20 protein-coding genes and 1 tRNA gene are annotated in these 20,167 nt (G+C 63.1%); 13 read left to right on the top strand and 8 right to left on the bottom strand.

All coding sequences use genetic code 11. From position 1 onward, the window contains the following. The first annotated feature begins 45 nt into the window (after positions 1 to 45). The gene (gene pbpG, locus RUGAMON1_RS23105; RefSeq protein WP_445232740.1) at positions 46 to 1,125 is read left to right on the top strand and encodes a D-alanyl-D-alanine endopeptidase; all 1,080 of its coding nucleotides are present in this window, start codon (positions 46 to 48) and stop codon (positions 1,123 to 1,125) included. On the opposite strand, the gene RUGAMON1_RS23100 is transcribed toward pbpG, so the two are convergent. Beyond that, on the bottom strand, positions 1,107 to 1,886 hold the full coding sequence (locus RUGAMON1_RS23100; RefSeq protein WP_116990476.1) for an IclR family transcriptional regulator: 780 nt from the start codon (positions 1,884 to 1,886) through the stop codon (positions 1,107 to 1,109). The two genes, pbpG and RUGAMON1_RS23100, sit on opposite strands and share 19 nt — an antisense overlap. 103 nt (positions 1,887 to 1,989) lie before the next feature. On the opposite strand from RUGAMON1_RS23100, the gene RUGAMON1_RS23095 reads away from it, so the two are divergent. From RUGAMON1_RS23095 to RUGAMON1_RS23050, 10 genes are all read left to right on the top strand, one after another. Beyond that, positions 1,990 to 2,373: a diacylglycerol kinase gene (locus tag RUGAMON1_RS23095; RefSeq protein ID WP_116990671.1), complete on the top strand. Its 384-nt coding sequence runs from the start codon at positions 1,990 to 1,992 to the stop codon at positions 2,371 to 2,373. A 101-nt stretch (positions 2,374 to 2,474) separates the two neighbouring features. Beyond that, complete coding sequence (locus RUGAMON1_RS23090; RefSeq protein ID WP_445232739.1) at positions 2,475 to 3,476, top strand: sulfate ABC transporter substrate-binding protein; 1,002 nt, start codon at positions 2,475 to 2,477, stop codon at positions 3,474 to 3,476. Positions 3,477 to 3,478: 2 nt separating this feature from the next. Continuing rightward, on the top strand, positions 3,479 to 4,045 hold the full coding sequence (locus tag RUGAMON1_RS23085) for an RBBP9/YdeN family alpha/beta hydrolase (protein ID WP_445232738.1): 567 nt from the start codon (positions 3,479 to 3,481) through the stop codon (positions 4,043 to 4,045). 34 nt (positions 4,046 to 4,079) lie between these two features. Next, positions 4,080 to 4,718, top strand: coding sequence for a peroxiredoxin (locus tag RUGAMON1_RS23080; RefSeq protein WP_445232737.1), 639 nt, complete (start codon positions 4,080 to 4,082; stop codon positions 4,716 to 4,718). A gap of 78 nt (positions 4,719 to 4,796) precedes the next feature. Next, positions 4,797 to 5,570 (top strand): sulfite exporter TauE/SafE family protein, encoded by a 774-nt coding sequence (locus RUGAMON1_RS23075; RefSeq protein ID WP_445232736.1) that lies wholly within the window; start codon positions 4,797 to 4,799, stop codon positions 5,568 to 5,570. Between the two features lie 110 nt (positions 5,571 to 5,680). Further along, positions 5,681 to 6,553 (top strand): sulfate ABC transporter permease subunit CysT, encoded by an 873-nt coding sequence (gene cysT / locus RUGAMON1_RS23070; protein WP_445232735.1) that lies wholly within the window; start codon positions 5,681 to 5,683, stop codon positions 6,551 to 6,553. Next, positions 6,553 to 7,443 (top strand): sulfate ABC transporter permease subunit CysW, encoded by an 891-nt coding sequence (gene cysW / locus RUGAMON1_RS23065; protein ID WP_445232734.1) that lies wholly within the window; start codon positions 6,553 to 6,555, stop codon positions 7,441 to 7,443. Before cysT ends, cysW begins: the two co-directional genes overlap by 1 nt. 4 nt (positions 7,444 to 7,447) lie before the next feature. After that, positions 7,448 to 8,518 carry a sulfate/molybdate ABC transporter ATP-binding protein gene (locus RUGAMON1_RS23060; protein ID WP_445232733.1) on the top strand — a complete coding sequence of 357 codons (1,071 nt, stop codon included), beginning with the start codon at positions 7,448 to 7,450 and terminating at the stop codon, positions 8,516 to 8,518. Beyond that, positions 8,515 to 9,447, top strand: a complete 933-nt coding sequence (locus RUGAMON1_RS23055) for a CysB family HTH-type transcriptional regulator (protein WP_332853104.1) — start codon at positions 8,515 to 8,517, stop codon at positions 9,445 to 9,447. The genes RUGAMON1_RS23060 and RUGAMON1_RS23055 overlap by 4 nt, the downstream gene beginning before the upstream one ends. Before the next feature lie 132 nt (positions 9,448 to 9,579). After that, positions 9,580 to 11,184 carry a methyl-accepting chemotaxis protein gene (locus RUGAMON1_RS23050; RefSeq protein WP_445232732.1) on the top strand — a complete coding sequence of 535 codons (1,605 nt, stop codon included), beginning with the start codon at positions 9,580 to 9,582 and terminating at the stop codon, positions 11,182 to 11,184. Between the two features lie 64 nt (positions 11,185 to 11,248). Here RUGAMON1_RS23050 and RUGAMON1_RS23045 read toward each other — a convergent pair whose 3' ends face one another. The 6 genes from RUGAMON1_RS23045 to RUGAMON1_RS23020 form a co-directional block, all read right to left on the bottom strand. Further along, complete coding sequence (locus tag RUGAMON1_RS23045; RefSeq protein ID WP_445232731.1) at positions 11,249 to 13,618, bottom strand: TonB-dependent receptor plug domain-containing protein; 2,370 nt, start codon at positions 13,616 to 13,618, stop codon at positions 11,249 to 11,251. A 251-nt stretch (positions 13,619 to 13,869) separates the two neighbouring features. After that, complete coding sequence (locus RUGAMON1_RS23040) at positions 13,870 to 14,916, bottom strand: aldo/keto reductase (protein ID WP_445232730.1); 1,047 nt, start codon at positions 14,914 to 14,916, stop codon at positions 13,870 to 13,872. An 11-nt stretch (positions 14,917 to 14,927) separates the two neighbouring features. Next, positions 14,928 to 15,968, bottom strand: a complete 1,041-nt coding sequence (locus tag RUGAMON1_RS23035) for a quinone-dependent dihydroorotate dehydrogenase (protein ID WP_445232729.1) — start codon at positions 15,966 to 15,968, stop codon at positions 14,928 to 14,930. Positions 15,969 to 16,001: 33 nt separating this feature from the next. Continuing rightward, positions 16,002 to 16,730, bottom strand: a complete 729-nt coding sequence (locus RUGAMON1_RS23030; RefSeq protein WP_445232728.1) for an arginyltransferase — start codon at positions 16,728 to 16,730, stop codon at positions 16,002 to 16,004. Between the two features lie 74 nt (positions 16,731 to 16,804). Then, positions 16,805 to 17,533 carry a leucyl/phenylalanyl-tRNA--protein transferase gene (gene aat / locus RUGAMON1_RS23025; RefSeq protein ID WP_445232727.1) on the bottom strand — a complete coding sequence of 243 codons (729 nt, stop codon included), beginning with the start codon at positions 17,531 to 17,533 and terminating at the stop codon, positions 16,805 to 16,807. Between the two features lie 18 nt (positions 17,534 to 17,551). Continuing rightward, on the bottom strand, positions 17,552 to 18,124 hold the full coding sequence (locus RUGAMON1_RS23020; protein ID WP_116990461.1) for an NUDIX hydrolase: 573 nt from the start codon (positions 18,122 to 18,124) through the stop codon (positions 17,552 to 17,554). A gap of 171 nt (positions 18,125 to 18,295) precedes the next feature. Between RUGAMON1_RS23020 and RUGAMON1_RS23015 the strand changes: the two genes are divergently transcribed. Next, positions 18,296 to 18,372: transfer RNA gene (locus tag RUGAMON1_RS23015), tRNA-Met, on the top strand. A gap of 103 nt (positions 18,373 to 18,475) precedes the next feature. Further along, on the top strand, positions 18,476 to 19,135 hold the full coding sequence (locus RUGAMON1_RS23010) for an acyltransferase (RefSeq protein ID WP_445232726.1): 660 nt from the start codon (positions 18,476 to 18,478) through the stop codon (positions 19,133 to 19,135). 70 nt (positions 19,136 to 19,205) lie between these two features. Here RUGAMON1_RS23010 and pepA read toward each other — a convergent pair whose 3' ends face one another. Further along, positions 19,206 to 20,114, bottom strand: a complete 909-nt coding sequence (gene pepA / locus RUGAMON1_RS23005; protein WP_445232725.1) for a flocculation-associated PEP-CTERM protein PepA — start codon at positions 20,112 to 20,114, stop codon at positions 19,206 to 19,208. Positions 20,115 to 20,167 lie beyond the last annotated feature (53 nt).

The following is a 20,167-nucleotide window of genomic DNA, read 5'->3' as shown; positions in this document are numbered from 1 at the left end:
AACAGGTCTTTCGCTTTCTCTACAGCGTTTTTTTCGGGGATATGAATGTATAAACTAGCTTTAAGTGCGCTCATTTCGCTGATGTTCGCCAGCACGGCCCTCACCGCAACGACAGCCCAGGCTGCCGAAGGCGCCGCATCGAAAAAACACCATGTGAAGAAGGTCAAGGCCCGTGGACCGGTGCGCGTGGCCGCCGCCGAGCCTGGCGAACGTGTGGTCAAGCGCGTGATCAAGGTCAATGGCCGCCGCAAAGTGGTCTACCAGCGCATGATCGTGGCCGCACCGGCGGTGCCGACCATGGGCGACCTGGCCGGCCTGAACAGGACGCACGATCCGCTGGACCTGAAGTCCAATGTGGCGCTGGTGCTGGACCAGGCCAATTCCGAAGTGCTGTTTGAAAAGAATTCCAACGTCGCCCTGCCGATCGCCTCGATCACCAAGATGATGACCGGCTTGGTCGTGGTCGAAGCCAAGCAGAACATGGACGAGATCCTGAGCATCACCGACGAGGATGTCGACCGCGAAAAATTCAGCAGCTCGCGCCTCAAGGTGGGAACCCAGCTGAGCCGCGCCGACATGCTGCACATCGCCCTGATGAGCTCGGAAAACCGGGCGTCGTCGGCGCTGGGCCGTAACTATCCTGGTGGCAAGCCTGCGTTTGTCGAGGCGATGAACGCCAAGGCCCGCGAACTGGGCATGGTCGACACCCATTACGTCGATTCCAGCGGCCTGTCGAAAATGAATGTGGCCAGCGCGCGCGATCTGGCCAAGCTGGCTATGGCGGCGTATCAGCAGCCCATCCTGCGCCAGTACTCGACCGACGCCAAGGCCATGGTCGAAACCAACGGCCGTCCGATGCAGTTCGGCACCACCAATCACCTGGTGGCCAATCCGGACTGGGCGATCGGCTTGCAGAAAACCGGCTTCATCAACGAAGCGGGGCGCTGCCTGATGATGCAGGCGGTCATCGAAGGCCGCTCGGTCATCATGGTGTTCCTCGATTCCAAGGGCAAGCAGTCGCGTATCGCCGACGCCGGCCGCATGCGCAAATGGCTGGAGGCGCTGAAGCCGGCCGCCCTCAGCGCGCCGCTCAGCTCACCGTCGACTTATTCGACCGGAATGTAACCCAGTGTGGCGGAGATCTGGTTGGCGGTCATGACCAGGTCTTCCAGCCACTCGTCCTGCAGACGGTCGGCCGGCGCCGAGATCGACAGCCCGGCAATCAGCTTGCCGCTGTCGTCGTGGATGCCGGCGGCCATGCAACGCACCCCCAGCTCCAGTTCTTCATTGTCGCGCGCGTAGCCGCGTGACTTCACCAGGCTCAGCTCGCGCTCCAGCTTGGCCAGGTCCGTGATCGAATTCTTGTTGTGGCCGGCCAGTCCGGTGCGCGTGGCGTAGGCGCGGATGGCTTTCGGCTCGTCCACCGACAGGAACAGCTTGCCGGTCGAGGTCAGGTGCAGCGGGCCGCGGCCGCCGATGGCGCGCACCACCTGCATGCCCGAGCGTTCCGAGAAGGCGCGGTCGATGTAGACGATCTCGTCGCCCTGGCGCACCGACAGGTTGATGGTCTGCTGGGTTTTCTTGTGCAGTGCACGCATGAAGTCCAGCGCGGCCTCGCGCACCGACAGTCGGCTCTTTACAACATTGCCCAGTTCCAGCAGCCGCATACCGAGCCGGTAGGTGCCCGGCTCGATGCGGTCGACAAAGCGCGTCAGCACCATGTCGTTCAGAATCCGGTGGGCGGTCGACGGGTGTAGCCCGGAAACCTTGGACAATTCCTTCAAACTCACAGGGTCGGGGTATTTGGCCAGCGCATCGAGTAGCGCCACCATGCGCTCGATCACCTGGATAGTGGTCTTTTGCTCTGGAACGGTTTCGATTTTCATGATGTGGTTGGTGCGGTGCAGTATGCGATAGCTACTTTATACCATAATGTGAAAAAAATAGGAATTGATGCATAATGATACATTCATCATTTGCGGCTTATTCATGGAACCAGTGAGCGAATTCAAGAGCAAGAGCGGCCTGAAACGTATCTTTTCAGCCTTTTTATACTCCATCGACGGCTTCAAGTCGGCTTGGAAGCATGAGCACGCCTTCCGCCAGGAAGTGAGCCTGTTCGTGGTCGGCACCATCATCGCGCTGGTGCTGCGCATCTCGGCGTTCGAGAAATTGATGCTGATCGGCGTGCTGATGTTGATATTGATCGTGGAACTGATCAATTCCTCCATCGAAGCCGTGGTGGACCGCGTTTCGCTGGAGCGCCACCCGCTGTCCAAGAACGCCAAGGACTTCGGCAGCGCCGCCGTGTTGCTGACCTGTCTGCTGGCGGCCGGAGCCTGGGGCGTGGTGCTGTTCAACCGTTTCTATTGAAGGTATATAAAGTTTCGGTATAAGGAACTGCTAAAAGCTTAGTTCTCATTTATAAAGGACAGCCGTAATCTGGAGACCTTCACTACAAGGGGAACCACAAAATGCTGTCCAGGAAAATTATTGCTGCTGCTATTCTCGCCGTCACAGCCGTCGCTCCAGCCTTGGCGGCAGAAATCTCGTTGCTGAACGTGTCCTACGATCCGACCCGTGAGCTGTACCAGGACGTCAACGCCGCCTTCGCCAAAAGCTGGCAAGCCAAGACCGGCGACACGCTGAAGATCAAACAATCGCACGGCGGCTCCGGCAAGCAGGGCCGCGCCGTGATCGACGGCCTGGAGGCGGACGTGGTCTCGCTGGCGCTGGCCTACGACATCGACGCCATCGCCGAGCACAAGCTGCTGTCGCCGGACTGGCAGAAGAAGCTGGCGCACAACAGCACCCCGTACACCTCGACCATCGTGTTCCTGGTGCGCAAGGGCAACCCTAAAGGCATCAAGGACTGGAACGACCTGGTCAAGCCGGGCGTTGCCGTCATCACCCCGAATCCGAAAACCTCCGGCGGCGCCCGCTGGAACCACCTGGCCGCCTACGGCTACGCGCTGCGCCTGCCGGGCGGCACCGAAGCCTCGGCCAAGGATTTCTTGAGCAAGCTGTACAAGAACGTGCCGGTGCTCGATTCCGGCGCGCGCGGCGCCACCACCACCTTCGTCGAGCGCGGCATCGGCGACGTGCTGATCGCCTGGGAAAACGAGGCGCTGCTGGCGGTCAAGGAACTGGGCCCGGCCAAGTTCGACATCATCGCGCCGTCGGTCTCCATCCTGGCCGAGCCGCCGGTGGCCGTGGTCGACAAAGTGGTCGACAAGCGCGGCACCCGCAAGGTGGCCGAGGCTTACCTGAACTTCCTGTACACCGATGAAGCGCAGGAAATCATCGCCAAGAACTACTACCGTCCGGCAGTGGAAAAAGAGGCGAAGAAATACGCCGCCCAATTCCCGAACGTGAAACTGTTCAAGCTGTCCGACGTGGCCGGCGACTGGACCAAGGCGCAGAAGACCCACTTCGCCGACGGCGGCCTGTTCGACCAGATCTACCAGCCCAAGTAATCATGAACGGCGCGCTGGCCCAGTTTCGCGTGTTGATTGCGCCCGGTCTGCATAACAGCGGACCGGAGCACTGGCAAAGCCGCTGGCAAAAGCTGTTTCCCGCTTTCGAGCGGGTGCAGCAGGACGATTGGGACGTGCCGGACTTGCCGCAGTGGTCGGCCCGGATCGACCAGGCGCGCCGTGCGGCGGGCGACGACCGGCGGCCGACGCTGATCGTCGCCCACAGCTTCGGCAGCCTGGCCACGGTGCACAGCCTGGCGCGCGATCCGTCCGGCGTGGCGGGCGTGCTGCTGGTGGCGCCGGCCGATCCCGACAAATTCAATGTCGCGGCCCAGCTACCGCAGCAGGCGCTGCCGGTGCCGTCTATCATGGTCGGCAGCACCAACGATCCATGGATGGCGGCGCCGCGCGCGCAGCTGTGGGCGCAGCGCTGGCACAGCCGCTTCATCAACGGCGGACCGCTGGGCCACATCAATGCCGAGTCGGGCTTGGGCGATTGGCCCGAGGGCCTCGAAACATTGTATTTTTTAGCAGAAAAGGCGCAGAATAGCAGGCTGACGGCGAACTAAAAGCCGGTGTTCTTTTTCCCATCTGGAGCTGACTATGACGATACGACTGGGCGATACCGCCCCTGATTTTGAACAAGATTCTTCCATCGGCAAGCTGCACTTTCATGAGTGGGCTGGTAATTCCTGGGTGGTGCTGTTCTCGCACCCGGCCGATTTCACGCCGGTCTGCACGACCGAGCTGGGCCTGACTGCCAAGCTGAAACCGGAATTTGACAAGCGCAACGTCAAGGCGATCGCGCTGTCGGTCGACCCGGCCGAATCGCACAAGTCGTGGATCGCCGACATCGAGGAAACCCAGGGCACCGTGGTCGGTTTCCCGATCATCGCCGACGCCGACCGCAAAGTCTCCACGCTGTACGACATGATCCATCCGAACGCGTCGACCACGGCCACCGTGCGCACGCTGTTCGTCATCGATCCGAACAAAAAAGTGCGCCTGAGCCTGACCTACCCGATGAGCACCGGCCGCAACTTCGACGAAGTGTTGCGCGTAATCGACGCCCTGCAACTGACCGACGGCTACACCGTGGCCACGCCGGGCAACTGGAAAGACGGCGACGACGTCATCATCCCGCTGACCGTGCAGGACCCGGACGTGTTGAAGCAAAAGTATCCGAAGGGTTATACGGCTGCACGACCTTACTTGCGCGTCACACCCCAGCCAAATAAATAACGCATAAGCAAATAAGGATTGCGTTGTTTGGATATTCCCCTAGAGTAGTTACTCTGCAGTCTACTCTTGGGGATTTGCATGGATTTGTCATTTGTCGCATCTGGTTTCGCGGTCGGCCTGCTGGTCGGCATGACTGGCGTGGGCGGCGGCTCGCTGATGACGCCGCTGTTGACGCTGTTGTTCGGTGTTTCGCCCGCGGTGGCGGTCGGCACCGACCTGGCTTTCGCCTCGTTGACCAAGGGCGTCGGCACCTTCACCCACCGCATGCGCGGCACGGTGCACTGGGAAATCGTGCGCCGCCTCTGCCTCGGCGCTTTGCCGGCGGCCTTGTTAGCCAGCATCTCCCTCAAATATTTCGGTACGCTCAACAAGGAAATCGGCCAGGTCATACGCTATATGATCGCCGGTTCGGTGATGCTGACCGTGGTCGCCTTGCTATTCAAACGCAAGATGCTCGAATGGGTCATGGCCCGTCCCGAGCGCCAATTGCAGGGCAGGGCGCTGAGCATCGCCACCATCGTCTCCGGCGCCGTGCTGGGCACGCTGGTGACCATTTCTTCGATCGGCGCCGGCGCCATCGGCGCCACCTTGCTGGTGATGCTGTATCCGCGCCTGACCGCCGCCGAAGTGGCCGGCACCGATATCGCCTATGCGGTGCCGCTGACGGCGATCGCCGCCGTCGGCCACTGGTGGCTGGGCTCGATCAACTGGAGCCTGCTGCTGACCTTGCTCGTCGGTTCGCTGCCCGGCATCACCATCGGCGCTTATGCCGCCCGCGCCGTGCCGGAACGACTGCTGCGCGGCTTGCTGGCCTTCACCCTGGTCGCGGTCGCCGCCAAGCTGGTTTCTTAAAAACCATATAGCTTTACCGTCTAACCAAATGAAAAATGCTTCGTTTGTAATATGAAGCGCAGATGAGATTATGCAGCCCTTATAGAAGAATTTGTAATAAGGGAGCATCCATGTCAGCAGTTCTCGCTGCGCCCGCCACGGCGTCCAGCGCCGTCCGGGGCGCGCCTTTCCGCGTCATGCCGGGGTTCCGGCTGTCGCTGGGATTCACCATTTTCTACCTGACGCTGATCGTCCTGATCCCGCTGTCGGCCGTATTCCTGAAGACCTTCACGCTCAGCTGGGAAGGCTTCTGGAACGCGGTGACATCGGCCCGCGTCATGGCCTCTTATAAGCTGACCTTCGGCGCCTCGCTGCTGGGCGCCTTGGTCAACGTCATCTTCGGCGGCATCGTCGCCTGGGTGCTGGTGCGCTACGAGTTTCCCGGCAAGCGCATCATCGACGCCCTGGTCGACCTGCCGTTCGCGCTGCCGACCGCCGTGGCCGGCATCACCTTGACGGCGCTGTATTCGGCTAACGGCTGGTTCGGCCGCTTCCTCGAAGGCACGCTGGGTTTCAAGGTGGCGTTCACGCCGGTCGGCGTGGTGGTGGCGCTGACCTTCATCGGCCTGCCGTTCGTGGTGCGCACCGTGCAACCGGTGCTGGAAGATGCCGAGCGCGAACTGGAAGAAGCCGCCGCCAGCCTGGGCGCCAACGCCTTGCAAACCTTTACCCGCGTGGTGTTCCCGACCATCCTGCCGTCGCTGATGACCGGCTTCGCGCTGGCCTTCGCGCGCGCCACCGGCGAGTACGGCTCGGTGATTTTCATCGCCGGCAATATGCCTATGGTGTCGGAAATCACGCCGCTGTTCATCATCACCAAGCTGGAGCAGTACGACTACGCCGGCGCCACCGCGATTGCGGTGGTGATGCTGGTGGTGTCTTTCATCATGCTGTTGACCATCAACCTGTTGCAAGCCTGGGCTCGCGGAAAGTCGGGGAAATAATGAGCGGCACTCCAACTACACCTGTGCGTCGTGGCGAGTTGCCATCCGCTCCGCAAACGCTGGAACCGCGCTGGGTGCGCATCGCGCTGATCGCCATCGCGCTGACCTTCCTCACGCTGTTCCTGTTCGTGCCGCTGGTGGCGGTGTTCGTCGAAGCTTTCCGCAAGGGCTGGCAAGCCTATGTGGCCGCCATCATCGAGGACGATGCGATCTCGGCCATCAAGCTGACCTTGATCACGGCGGTCATCGCCGTGCCGCTGAACCTGGTGTTCGGCGTGGCCGCGTCGTGGTGCATCGCCAAGTTCGAGTTCCGTGGCAAGAGCATCCTGCTGACCTTGATCGACCTGCCGTTCTCGGTGTCGCCGGTGATCTCCGGCCTGATCTACGTGCTGCTGTTCGGCGCGCAGGGCTGGTTCGGCCCGTGGTTGCAGGAGCACGACATCAAGATCCTATTCGCGGTGCCGGGCATCGTGCTGGCCACCATCTTCGTCACCTTCCCGTTTGTCGCGCGTGAGCTGATCCCGTTGATGCAGGCGCAGGGCAACGAGGAAGAGGAGGCCGCCATCGTGCTGGGCGCGTCCGGCTGGGACACCTTCCGCCGCGTCACGCTGCCCAACATCAAATGGGGCCTGCTGTACGGCGTGATCCTGTGTAACGCCCGCGCGATGGGCGAGTTCGGCGCGGTGTCGGTGGTGTCCGGCCACATCCGCGGCGAGACCAACACCGTGCCCTTGCAGGTCGAGATCCTCTACAACGAATACAACTTTGCCGCCGCCTTTGCCGTGGCCTCGCTGCTGGCCCTGCTGGCGCTGGTGACGCTGGCCCTGAAATCCTTTATCGCCTGGCGCCTCAACGAATCGATCGCCGACGACGTGCGCACAACGGAGTAATGCCATGACCATCGAAGTTAAAAACATCAACAAGCGTTTCGGCGATTTCGTCGCCCTCAACAACGTGTCGCTGGATTTTCCGCAGGGCGAACTGACCGCGCTGCTCGGGCCTTCCGGCTGCGGCAAGACCACGCTGCTGCGCATCATCGCCGGCCTCGAACATCCGGACTCGGGCCAGGTGCTGCTGGACGCTAACGACGCCTCGCATCGCCATGTGCGCGAGCGCCAGGTCGGCTTCGTGTTCCAGCACTACGCGCTGTTCAAGCACATGACGGTGTTCGAGAACGTCGCCTTCGGCCTGCGCGTCAAGCCGCGCGCCGAGCGGCCGTCGGAGGACCAGATCCGCCGCAAGGTCAAGGAGCTGCTGGAGCTGGTGCAGCTGGACTGGCTGGCCGACCGCTATCCGCCGCAGCTGTCGGGCGGCCAGCGTCAGCGCATCGCGTTGGCGCGCGCACTGGCAGTCGAGCCGCGCGTGCTGTTGCTGGACGAGCCGTTCGGCGCGCTCGACGCCAAGGTGCGCAAGGAGTTGCGCCGCTGGCTGCGCCGCCTGCACGACGACCTGCACGTGACCTCGATCTTCGTCACCCACGACCAGGAAGAGGCGCTGGAAGTGGCCGACCAGGTGGTGCTGATGAACAAGGGTAACGTCGAGCAGATCGGCGCGCCGGACGAGGTCTACAACCATCCGGCCTCGCCGTTTGTTTACGGCTTCCTCGGCAACGTGAACATGTTCCACGGCCGCGTGCAGGACGGCATCCTGGCCAGCGGCGACGCATCCTTCACCGTGCCGGGCCAGCCGTCGGCCGACGGCAAGGGCACCGCCTATGTACGTCCGCACGACTTGGAGATCGACCGCTACACGCCGGGCGCGGAAGGCATCGTGGTCAAGCTGCGCCGCGCGCATGCGATCGGCCCGCTGGCCCAGCTGGACCTGGAGCGCAGCGATACCTCCGAGCTGATCGAAGCGGTGATGTCGGATGAACGTTATAGCCAACTGCAGTTGAAAGAAGGCGAAACCCTGGTAGTGCGCCCCAAGCGCCTGCGTGTATTTGTTGATGGCGGAGTCTCCTTATGAATTTCCAACAACTGCGGTCCATCCGCGAAGCCGCCCGTCGTGGCTACAACCTGACCGAAGTGGCGAACGCGCTGTTCACCTCGCAGCCCGGCGTCAGCCGCCAGATCCGCGAGCTGGAGGACGAGCTGGGTGTGGTGATTTTCGAACGCAACGGCAAGCGCCTGACCGGCATGACCGAGCCGGGCAAGGGCATCCTGAAGATCATCGAGCGCCTGCTGATCGAGGCGGAAAACCTGCAGCAGGCCAGCCTGGAATACACCGGCCAGCAAAGCGGCACCCTGAGCGTGGCGGCCACCCACACGCAGGCGCGCTACGCGCTGCCCAAAGTGGTGCAGAGCTTCCGCACGGCTTACCCCGACGTGCGCATCGCCTTGCAGCAGAGCGCGCCCGAGCACATCGCCGAATGGATTTTGTCCGGCAAGACCGACATCGGCATCGCCACCGAAGGCCTGTCGCAATTCCCCGACCTGGTGTCTTTCCCTTGCTACCGCTGGAGCCATTTGATCGTGGTGCCGGACGGCCATCCGCTGCTGGCGCGCTCGCCGATCCGGCTGGAAGACCTGGCCGAGTTCCCGTTGATTACCTATGACGTCGGCTTCACCGGTCGCGGCCATATCGATGCGGCGTTCGAACGCGCCGGCGTCAAGCCCGACATCGTGCTGACGGCGATGGATTCGGACGTCATCAAGCAGTACGTGGCGCTGGGGCTGGGCGTGGGCATCGTCGCTTCGATGGCCTTCGACCACGGCCGCGACAAGGGCATGCGCGCGGTGGAAGCGTCGCACCTGTTTGCGCAAAACACCACGCGGCTGGCGGTGCGGCGCGGCGCGTATCTGCGTTCCTACGCCTACCACTTCATCCAGGAATTCGCCCCCGACCTGACCCGCGCCGATATCGACGCGGCCTTGAACGGCGGGGATTTGACCTGATGTGGCGGCCAGCAAACAGTCTGCTAATTTTTTCCATCAGGCACGGCTGATTGACTCTATACTAAAACTCAAAAACTAGTTTGCAGCAACCAAGAATTTAAGTCCGTTGGTCTTACTCTGGGGAGCACGTAAATGGGTATCGGGAACTGGAAGATAGGAGTCCGGCTCGCTGCCGGACTGGGTGTGTCGATGGTCTTCATGATCGGCATTTCGGCCATCGGCATAGGCAATCTTGGCAAGTTGAATAACAACACCCAGGATCTCCAGGCCGACAAGATACCCAAGGTCATACTGGCGTACGAAACGATAGGCGGTCTCAACGACGTGGCACGCGCCATGCGCAACGCCATGCTGTCCAAGGACCCCGAAGTCGTCAAGGCGGAACTGGCGCGGGTGGAGCAGCGCAAGGCCGACAACGCCACCCGGCTCGACAAGCTCGGCGTGCTGATCGCCGACGATGAGGATCCGCAGAGCAAGGCCAAGCTGCAAGCCGTGCTGGAAGCGCGCGACAAATACACGGTGGTGCAGACCGCCTTCCTCAAGATGTCGGCCGACGACGGCAAGCGCGAAGAGTCGGTCAGCTACCTGCTGAGCACGGTGCGCAAGGAGCAAACCGCCTACCTGAACGCGCTGACCGAGCTGGTCAAATTCCAGAACGCGGCGATCGAAGATGCCAGCGTCGTGGCCGAGCAATCCTACGCCAGCTCACGCAACATGATGGTCTTGTTGACGGTGATCGCCACCGCGCTGGCATCGTGGGTGTTGTACTGGATCACGCGCAGCATCACGCAGCCGCTGAACCGCGCCGTCGGCATGGCGCAGGCGGTGGCGGGCGGCGATCTCACCATGCAGATGGAGTGTGACACCACCGATGAAACCGGGCAGCTGCTGCGCGCGCTGATCGACATGAACGACAGCCTGGCGCGTACCGTCGGCCAGGTGCGCTCGGGCACGGATACCATCGCCACCGCCTCCAATCAGATCGCCAGCGGCAACCTGGATTTGTCCAGCCGCACCGAGCAGCAGGCGTCTAGCCTGGAGGAGACCGCATCGTCGATGGAGGAATTGACGTCGACTGTGACGCAGAACGCCGAGAACGCGCGCCAGGCCACCAAGCTGGTGGTGGCGGCGTCGGACTTCGCCACCAAGGGCGGGCAGGTGGTCGGCCAGGTGGTGACGACGATGGGCGCGATCAAGGAAAGCTCAGGCAAGATAGTCGACATCATCAGCGTGATCGACGGCATCGCCTTCCAGACCAATATCCTGGCGCTGAATGCGGCGGTGGAAGCGGCGCGCGCCGGCGAGCAGGGACGCGGCTTCGCGGTGGTGGCTTCGGAGGTGCGCACGCTGGCCCAGCGTTCGGCCAGCGCCGCCAAGGAGATCAAGGAGTTGATCGCGCGCTCGGTGCAGACGGTGGATGCGGGATCGCTGCTGGTCGACGAGGCCGGCGCGACGATGGACGGCATCGTCAAGGCGGTCAAGCAGGTGGCCGACATCATGACGGAAATCAGCGCCGCCAGCAGCGAGCAGAGCACGGGGATAGAGCAGGTCAACCAGGCCATCGTCTCGATCGACGATGTGACACAGCAGAACGCCGCCCTGGTGGAAGAGGCCGCCGCGGCCGCGCAAAGCATGCGCGACCAGGCGGACTTGCTGGCGCAGGCGGTCAGCGTGTTCAAGCTGGCGGGACAGCCGCCAGCGGCCCGTCAACACATGCGGCAATTGACCGCTGCCTGAACCCGGACAAACCGGGGTCGGACCCTGCGGGTCCGACCCCTTTGCCGTGCGGGGTGGCTGCCGATCACCAGCTGTAACCCGCCTTGGCGTAGTAGTAGCGGCCGTTGAAGCCGTTCGGCGCGAAGCCGCTGTACGGATTGATGCCGTTGTTGTTGAGGTTGCCCGCCGACGTGACCTGGTCGGGATAACGATTGGTCACGTTGTCGATGCCCGCGCTCAGGCGCCAGTTCTTGTTCAGCTTGACGCTGCCCGACAAATCCAGCACCCATTGCGGATCGTAGACCTGGTCCAGCGTGGCGTTATTCTGCGGCACGGTGAAGCTGCCGTAGCGCGTTACCACGCCGCGCGCGCCCCAGGCGCCCAGCGACCAGTCGGTGGCCAGGCTGAGTTTGTCCTTCGGCGAACCGACGGTCAGGCGGTTGATGGTCTGGCGGTCGATCAAGGTCAGGCCGTTGGTGGTCAGGATGGCCGGGTTGGCGTTCACGTGCTCCAGCGAGTTCTTGTTGTGGTTGTAGGCCGCGGTGAAGTCGTAGCGGCCCGCGCCCGTGGTCTCCCAACGGTAGGTGCTGACCACGTCGACGCCGGTGGTGCGCGTATCGATGGCGTTGGTGAAGTAGCGGCCCGCGCCGACCAGGATGCCTTGCTTGGCCAGCGCCGCCTGCAGCGCCGGCGACAAGGTCATGTTGGCCGACAGCGCCACGCGGTCGTCGATGTCGATGCGGTAGGCGTCGACCGAAGTGTTCCAGTTGCGGGTCGGCGACCATTGCACGCCGAGGCTGTAGTTGCGGGCCTTCTCGGCCTTCAGCGGGGTCGCGCCCAGCGCCGAGGCGGCGGCGCTGCCGACCGCGAAGGTGCCGGTTTCGATCGGCGTGTTGACATTGTTCACCACCGAGAAGTTGGTGGTGGTGATGGTGTAGAACTGTTGCGCCAGCGACGGCGCGCGGAAGCCCGACGAGGCGGTGCCGCGCAGCGAGAAGTCCGGCGTGAACGCATAGCGCGCCGAGCCCTTGGCCGAAGTGGTGCTGCCGAAATCGCTGTAGCGCTCATGGCGCAGCGCGCCCGAGGCGGAGAACTGCTTGGTGATTTCCGCTTCCAGGTTGGCGTAGATCGATTCGTTGTGGCGGCTGTTGCTGCCGGCGTTGACCGGACGGAAGCCGGAGAAGCCCTGCGCGCCGGTGCCGGTGTAGGACGCTTCATCGCCGGCGCCGATCTCGTATTTCTCGTGCCGCGCCTCGACGCCCAGCGCCACCGTCAGCGGACCGCTGAAGGCCGCCACCGGATATTCCTTGGCGACGTCGAAGTTGAACAGCTGCTGCGTATTCTTCAGCTTGCCGGCGTAGAAGTGGGTCGGGCTGTTCGCGCCCAGCGTCTGGTTGACGGTGTGGTCGAGGTCCAGCTGGAATTCATTGCTGCCGTAGTTCAGGCTGGTGTCCCAGCGCCAGCCGCCCGCTTCGCCGCGCAGGCCGGTGACCAGCGAGGTATCGGTCGATTCGCTGTTCTCCAGCGGCAGGAAGCCTTCCGGGAACAGTGGCGTGCGCTGGGCCGTGCCGTTGAGCGCAGTGCGCCAGGTGGCGGCGGCCGAGGTGTTGCGCTGGCCGTAGTTGGCGAAGGCGTACCAGTCGATATCGTCGTTGACGCGGTACTGGCTGTTGACGAACACGGTGCGCGGACGGGTTTCCGGATCGCCGAAGCGCTGGTTGACCTTGCCGTAGCGCGGCTCGGCCGGGTTGCGCAGGTCGGGACCAGCGCGGTTGGTCGGATCGCGGTCGGACGCTTCCAGCGCCACGCGCACCCAGCCCTGGTCACCCAGGTTGAAGCCGGTCGAGCCGCGCACGGTGAGCGCCTTGCCGTCGCGCTTCTGGTATTCGCCCCAGCCCACTTCGGCCTCGCCGCCGGCCGCGCCTTTTTTCAGGATGATGTTGATCACGCCGGCAATCGCGTCCGAGCCGTACTGGGCCGCCGCGCCGTCGCGCAACACCTCGATGTGGTCGATGGCCGCCAGCGGAATCGCGTTCAGGTCCACCGGCGCCGAGCCGCGGCCCTGGGTGCCGTTGACATTGACCACGGCCGTGGTGTGGCGGCGCTTGCCATTGACCAGCACCAGCGTCTGGTCCGGCGACAGGCCGCGCAGTTGCGCGGGGCGCACGGCGTCGCTGGCGTCGGCGCCGGACGGGCGCGGGAAATTCATCGACGGCAGCAGACGGCCCAGCACGGTGGCCAGTTCGGACGAGCCGCTCGCCTGTAACTCCTTGGCGCCGATGACATCGACCGGCGATTCGGAATCGATGGTGCGGCGGTTCTTGGCATAGGTGCCGGTGACGACCACGGACTGCAATTCACCGTCGGCCACGGCTTGCTGGGCGAAGGCGGGAATGACGACGGTGGCGATCAGGCTGCTGAGCAGGAGGGGGCGGGCGATTCGGCGTGTGCTCATGTGACGGTCTTTCTACGTTAGTGATGAGGAAAGCTTACCAGTGCGCAAAGTTGCTGCACACGAATGGTTACGTCTAATGATATTCAAGATTTGGATAACGTGCAGGCGCGCCGGGCTTTTTGCGCATGAGCGATGGAAGAGTGTTGTTTAAAAGCGCCGGGGGTCAAGTCTGACATTCGGACACGAGCTCTGCCGTAAGCATGTATTACGGCAGAACTCGTGTCCGAATGTCAGACTTGACCCCCAGGGGTTTATTGGCCGGGATTGGGGATCGCGGCGTGGATGGCGTCCACTTGCGCCAGTACTTCGGCCGGCAGTTGCAGGCCGTAGGCGTCGATGTTTTCCTTCAGCTGCGCCAGATTGGTGGCGCCGATGATGGTCGAGGCGACGAACCAGCGCGAGTAGCACCACGCCAACGCCAGCTGGGTCGGCGTGATGCCGTTGGCGCGCGCCAGCTCGGCGTATTGCGCCACGGCCGACACCACCGTCGGACGCAGGTAGCGCGGGCTCCAGGTCACCGGGAACAGCGTCAGGCGGCCCTTGGTCTTCGGGTCGTCGTGGTACTTGGCCGTCAGTTGGCCAAAGGCCAGCGGGCTGTAGGCCAGCAGGCTGACGTTCTCGCGGAAGCAGGTCTCGTCCAGCAGGCTGGTCTCGAAATGACGCGCGGTCAGGTTGTACAGGTTCTGGATGGTGGCGATGCGCGGCAAGCCCTGCATCTCGGACTGCTTGGTGAACTCGTTCACGCCCCAGCACGATTCATTCGACACGCCGATCGCGCCGATCTTGCCTTCCTTGATCAGCTCGCCCAGCGCGGCCAGCGTTTCCTCGATCGCCACGCACTCGCGCTCCAGCTTGGGATTGAAGGCGTTGGAGCCGAACACCGGCACGTTGCGGCTGGGCCAGTGCAATTGGTATAAATCGATATGGTCGGTTTGCAGCCGCTGCAAGCTGGTCTCGACCGCCGCGCGCAGATTGGCGGCGTCGAAGTTCTGCTTGCCTTCGCGCACCCAGGTGACGTACGGGCTGGGGCCGGCGGCCTTGGTAGCCAGCACCACCTTGCTGCGCGCGCCGCTCTTCTTCAGCCAGCTGCCGATGTAGCGCTCGGTCGAGCCCTGGGTTTCCGCGCGCGGCATCACCGGATACATTTCCGCCGTGTCGATGAAGTTGACGCCGCGCTCCAGCGCATAGTCCAGCTGGCTGTGCGCGTCGGCTTCGGTGTTCTGCTCGCCGAAGGTCATCGTGCCCAGGCAGATCTTGCTGACGCTCAGGTCGCTCGTGCCAAGTTGTGTCTGCTGCATGCCGCCTCCTTTTATTTGCCGCGTACGGCGTCCGCGCAATCGCGCACCAGCGCCGGGCCGGCGTAGATCAGTCCACTGTACAGCTGCACCAGCTGCGCGCCGCACTCCATTTTGACGCGGGCATCGGCCCCGCGCATGATGCCGCCGACGCCGATGATCGGCAGGGCGTCGCCCAGCTCGGCCTTGAGCAGGCGGATCACCGTGTTGGACAGCTCGAACACCGGCGCGCCCGACAGGCCGCCCGCCTCGGCGCCGTGCAGCATGCCGGTGACGGCGTCGCGGCTGAGCGTGGTGTTGGTGGCGATCACGCCGTCGATCTTGTGGCGCAGCAGCGCGTCGGCGATGTTCTTGACCTGGTCGCCGTCCATGTCCGGCGCGATCTTCAGCGCCAGCGGCACGTAGCGCTTGTGCCGGTCGGCCAGGCGCAGCTGGGCCTCCTTGAGCGTGCCGAGCAGGCCGTCCAGCTCCGAGCCGCCCTGCAGCTGGCGCAGGTTCTTGGTGTTGGGCGACGAGATGTTGACCGTCACATAGCTGGCGTAGGGGTAGACTTTTTCCAGGCAGTGCAGGTAGTCGTCGGTGGCGCGTTCGATCGGGGTGTCGGCGTTCTTGCCGATGTTCAGGCCCAGCACGCCGGCCTTGTCCTGGTAGAAGCGCGACGACTGTACGTTGGCGACGAAGGCGTCGACGCCGCCGTTGTTGAAGCCCATGCGGTTGATGATGGCGTTCGCTTCCGGCAGGCGGAACATGCGCGGCTTGGGATTGCCCGGCTGTGCGCGCGGCGTGACGGTGCCCACTTCGATCGAGCCGAAGCCCAGGTCGGCCAGCGCGTCGATGTAGGCGCCGTCCTTGTCCAGGCCGGCGGCCAGGCCGACCGGGTTCTTGAACGTAATGCCCATCACGGTGCGCGGATCGGCCTTGGGCTGCTTGACCAGCTTGGTCAGGCCCAGGGCGGCGGCGCGCTTGAGCGCGGGAAGGGTGAAATGGTGGGCGGCTTCGGCGTCCATCGAAAACAGCAGCGGACGGGCCAGCGAGTACAGGAATTTTTCGGACATGGGGGAGCTCTTGTTGTAGTTCCCCGTATTTTATCAGGCGTCCAGCACGCTCCACACGCCCTTGATGCGCGCCTCCAGCGGCTTGAAGTTGGTTTTGTAGGACATCTTCGGACTTTCCTTGATCCAGTAGCCCAGGTAGACATAGGGCAGCTTCAGTTCGCGCGCCTGGGCGATCTGCCATAAGACGTTGAAGGTGCCGTAGGAAGCGCCCTCGACATCGGGATCGAAGAAGGTGTAGACCGACGACAGGCCGTCCGACAGCACGTCGATGATGCTGACCATGCGCAGCGTGCCGTCGGGCTCGCGGAACTCCACCAGCCGTGTGTTGACCCGGCTTTGCAGCAGGAATTGCGCGTACTGGTCGCGGCTGTCCTGGTCCATGCCGCCGCCGGCGTGGCGCTTGCTCTGGTAACGCAGGTAGAGGTCGTAGTGCTCGTCCGAGAACGACAGCGTGGCGACGCCCGCCGTCAGATCGCCATGCCTGGCCCGGGCGCGCCGCTGGCCGCGGCTGGGGCTGAACTGGTCGGCCACCACGCGCACCGGGATGCAGGCCTGGCAGCCGTCGCAATACGGGCGGTAGGTGAAGATGCCGCTGCGGCGGAAGCCGTTTTTCACCAGCTCGGAGTAGACGTCTGCGTTGATCAGGTGCGAAGGGGTAGCCACCTGCGAACGCGCCTGGCGCGCGTCCAGATAGCTGCAAGGGTAGGGCGCCGTGGTGTAAAACTGCAGCGTCGCGAAAGGCAGATCGTTCAGGTGCGTCATGCACGTCCTATCGAGGGCGGGTGGTTTAGACCTATGATAGCGCCAAGTTTCGCAAGGCGCTTGTCACCTTTAGCTTAACTGTCCGCAGCCAGTGGTGCAATGGGTTCCCACAAGGTGATCTGAGGCAATTCAATACTGTTGCGCAGATGCGCCAGGAATTGCGCCCGGGGAATCGGCGCCGCGCCCAGCGAGGCCAGGTGGCCGGTTTCCTGTTGGCAATCGACCATCTTTACACCGTGCTGGCGCAGGAAGCGCACCAGGTAGGCCAGCGCGATCTTGGAACCGTCGGTGACGCGGGCGAACATCGATTCGCCGTAGAACATGCGGCCGATCGACACGCCGTAGGCGCCGCCGACCAGCTGGCCGTCCAGCCACAGTTCGGACGAGTGGGCGTAGCCCAGCCGGTGCAGGCCGGTATAGCCGGCGATGATATCTTCCGAGATCCAGGTGCCGGGGCCGTCCCGGCGCGGCGCGGCGCAGGCCCGCATCACCTGCTCGAAGGCGCTGTCGAAGCGCACCTGCCAGCGTCCGCCGGCGGCCATCTCGCGCTCGACCTTGCGCAGGGTCTTCTTCAGGCTGTCCGAGATGCGGAACTGCTCGGTCATCAGCACCATGCGCGGATCGGTGCTCCACCACAGGATGGGCTGGCCTTCGGAAAACCAGGGGAAGATGCCGTTACGGTAAGCCATCAGCAGCCGCTGCGGCGACAGGTCGGCGCCGGCCGCCAGCAGGCCGGGCGCGTCGGTGGTCAGCGCCTGGGCGACGTCGGGGAAGGGGCTATCGGTTTCTAACCACGGGATCATAGGGACAGCGTCATCTAATCAGAGGTCCGAACGCATGTTGCGGGTGATGTCCTGGGTGTGGAAGCCGTAATCGCCGCCCTCGCGCATTCTGGCGCGGTCGGCGAAGAACAGTTCCAGCGTGGTACGGATGGTGGGGAAGGCCAGCTCGTCCCACGGGATCTCCGCTTCGCTGAACAGCTGCACTTCCAGGCTTTCCTCGCCGGGGGCGAACTCCAGGTCCAGCAGCGTGGCCAGGTAGAACAGGTGCACCTGGTGCACGCGCGCCACGTTCAGCAGCGAGAACAGCTGACCCAGCTCAATGTTGGCGCCCGCTTCTTCCTGGGTTTCGCGGATGGCGCCTTCGGCGGTGGTTTCATTGTTTTCCATGAAGCCGGCCGGCAGCGTCCAAAAGCCGTGGCGCGGTTCGATCGCGCGTTTGCACAGCAATACTTTCAGTTCGCCGTCGCGTTCCCATACGGGTATAGAGCCCAGCACCATTTTCGGGTTCTGGTAGTGGATGGTGGCGCAGTTGCCGCACACATAGCGCGGACGGTTGTCGCCGGCCGGGACGGCCAGGCTGACGGGGGAGGCGCATTCGGAACAGAATTTCATAGGGGATAGCTCAGTCGGTAAGTAGGCTCATTTTGGCTACTTTACACCGATTGAAGCCGGTGCGGCATGGCCTATGCCTATAGGTAACTGCATATATCCGGACTATCGCAGCCGATTTCAGGATTAATATTGCCTAAACCAACGATCTGCCCTATAATAACTACATACAGACGCGGGGTGGAGCAGTCTGGCAGCTCGTCGGGCTCATAACCCGAAGGTCACAGGTTCAAATCCTGTCCCCGCAACCAAATTTGAAGCCGTTGATACCGTCAGGTATCAGCGGCTTTTTCGTTTCCGCGACTACAAAACCTCCCTTTCCCTATAATCGATGTTCTTGCGGGGAGTGTTTTCATGCGAAAAATCCGACCGACCTCCATTGTTGTCTTCTTATCCATGCTGGCGCTGGTGCTGCTGCTTGCCGTGCTGAGCGCCTACTGCGGCGTGGGCAACATTCCCGGCCTGGGCGATTTCAGGGGCGTGGCCGTCAGCGCGGCGGCGGTGCTGCTGGTCTACCTGTACGGCTTGCTCATATTTCGTATTTTCCTGTGGGTGCGGCCCCTGCATGACGGAAATATCGAATTCGGCTCCAGGCAGGAGTTCATCTATCAGGTGTATGTCCTGTTCTACCTGATACTGTTCAATTCCTTGATACGCGGCGGAATCATTCCGATCCCCGTCATGCGCTTGATCTATCTTGCGCTGGGCGCCCGCCTGGGCGCCAATACCTACAGCTCGGGCATTATTTACGATCCATCGTTCGTGACGATAGGCGCCAACAGCGTGGTCGGCGAAACGGCCTTGCTGGTGCCGCATGTGATCGAGGGCGACACCTTGGGCCACTATTTCATCACGATAGGCGACCATGTGACGATAGGCGCCCATGCGGTGGTGTTGTCCGGCGTGACGATAGGCGATAACGCGATCGTGGCGGCCAATTCGCTGGTGGCCAAAGGCACGCGCATCGGCAGCGGCGAAGTGTGGGGCGGCAGCCCGGCACGCCGCTTGAAATAAAACCGGGCAATGAAAAAAGGCCGGCGCCCTGAAGCGCCGGCCTGTATCGATTGCTAGCCCTGACGACCGACTATTTCTTCTGCTCGCGGCGACGGCCCAGCGAACCCATCCCGAAGATGCCTGCGGCAACCAGCGCCAGGGTGGCTGGCTCAGGTACGGGGGTGAACTGCTGGGCGCCATCGATATTCAACACGAATTGCGTGTCCGTGTTGGGACCGGTGGCGATGCCATTGACCAGCAGCGGGCGCGTGAAGTCAGGCGCGGCGGGGCCGGGGAAGTTGAGCGTGGTGTCGAACCGGGTACCGGCCAGGGCCGGCGAGACGAAGGCCGCGTTGGTGAACAACACGGTGCCGATCAAGGTCGCCGAGCCTACACCGGTGGCGCCGGGCGTGCCGGAGGTGCCGGTAGCCAGGAAGGTCGACAGTTCCGAATCCCAGCTGCCGGAAAGCATCAGCGCACCATCGGTGAAGCCGGTGCCGGCCGCTTGATTGGCATTGGGCGCTTTATCGAAATAAATCGACCAGCTGCTGCTGGTGGCGGGCGTGAAGGTGATCGCCACCGTGGAGCAACCTGCGTTGAGGCAAGTTCCCCGTTCGTGCAGGGTGGCGACCGTCGTCAGCTCGTAGGTGCCGACTGCGGGGCCGGGTGGGGCGACACGCAGGTCCGGCGTTGGCGACGTGGTGTTGATGACGGCGGCGAAGGCTTGATACGTCAGGGTGAAATCGACGAAATCGCCGGTGTTGTTGGCGGGGGTCAGGTTAAAGCCCTGAACCAGGCCCGCGCCGTTCTGGTGCCAGTCGATGCCGGTGAAGTTCTGGAGGATGCCGTCGCCGCCCAAGGCCGAAGGGGCGGCCGGTTCACCTGGGTTGCCTGCAAAGATCACGTTGGCGGCGCTGGTGGTGTTCAGCGTGGTCGCCTGGGCTGCGCCGGCAGCAAATAGCGCTCCCAGCAGAGCGCCTAGTATGCTTGATTTTTTCATTTTGTTTCCTTCCTTGATGATTGGAGTATCGCTACGCTAGGGTGGGGTTTCAA

Origin of the sequence: Duganella rhizosphaerae (genome assembly GCF_040364205.1) — a bacterium.
GTDB lineage: Bacteria > Pseudomonadota > Gammaproteobacteria > Burkholderiales > Burkholderiaceae_D > Rugamonas > Rugamonas rhizosphaerae.
Note: the sequence above shows the minus strand (reverse complement) of the source record. Positions and strands in the feature narration are given on the sequence as shown.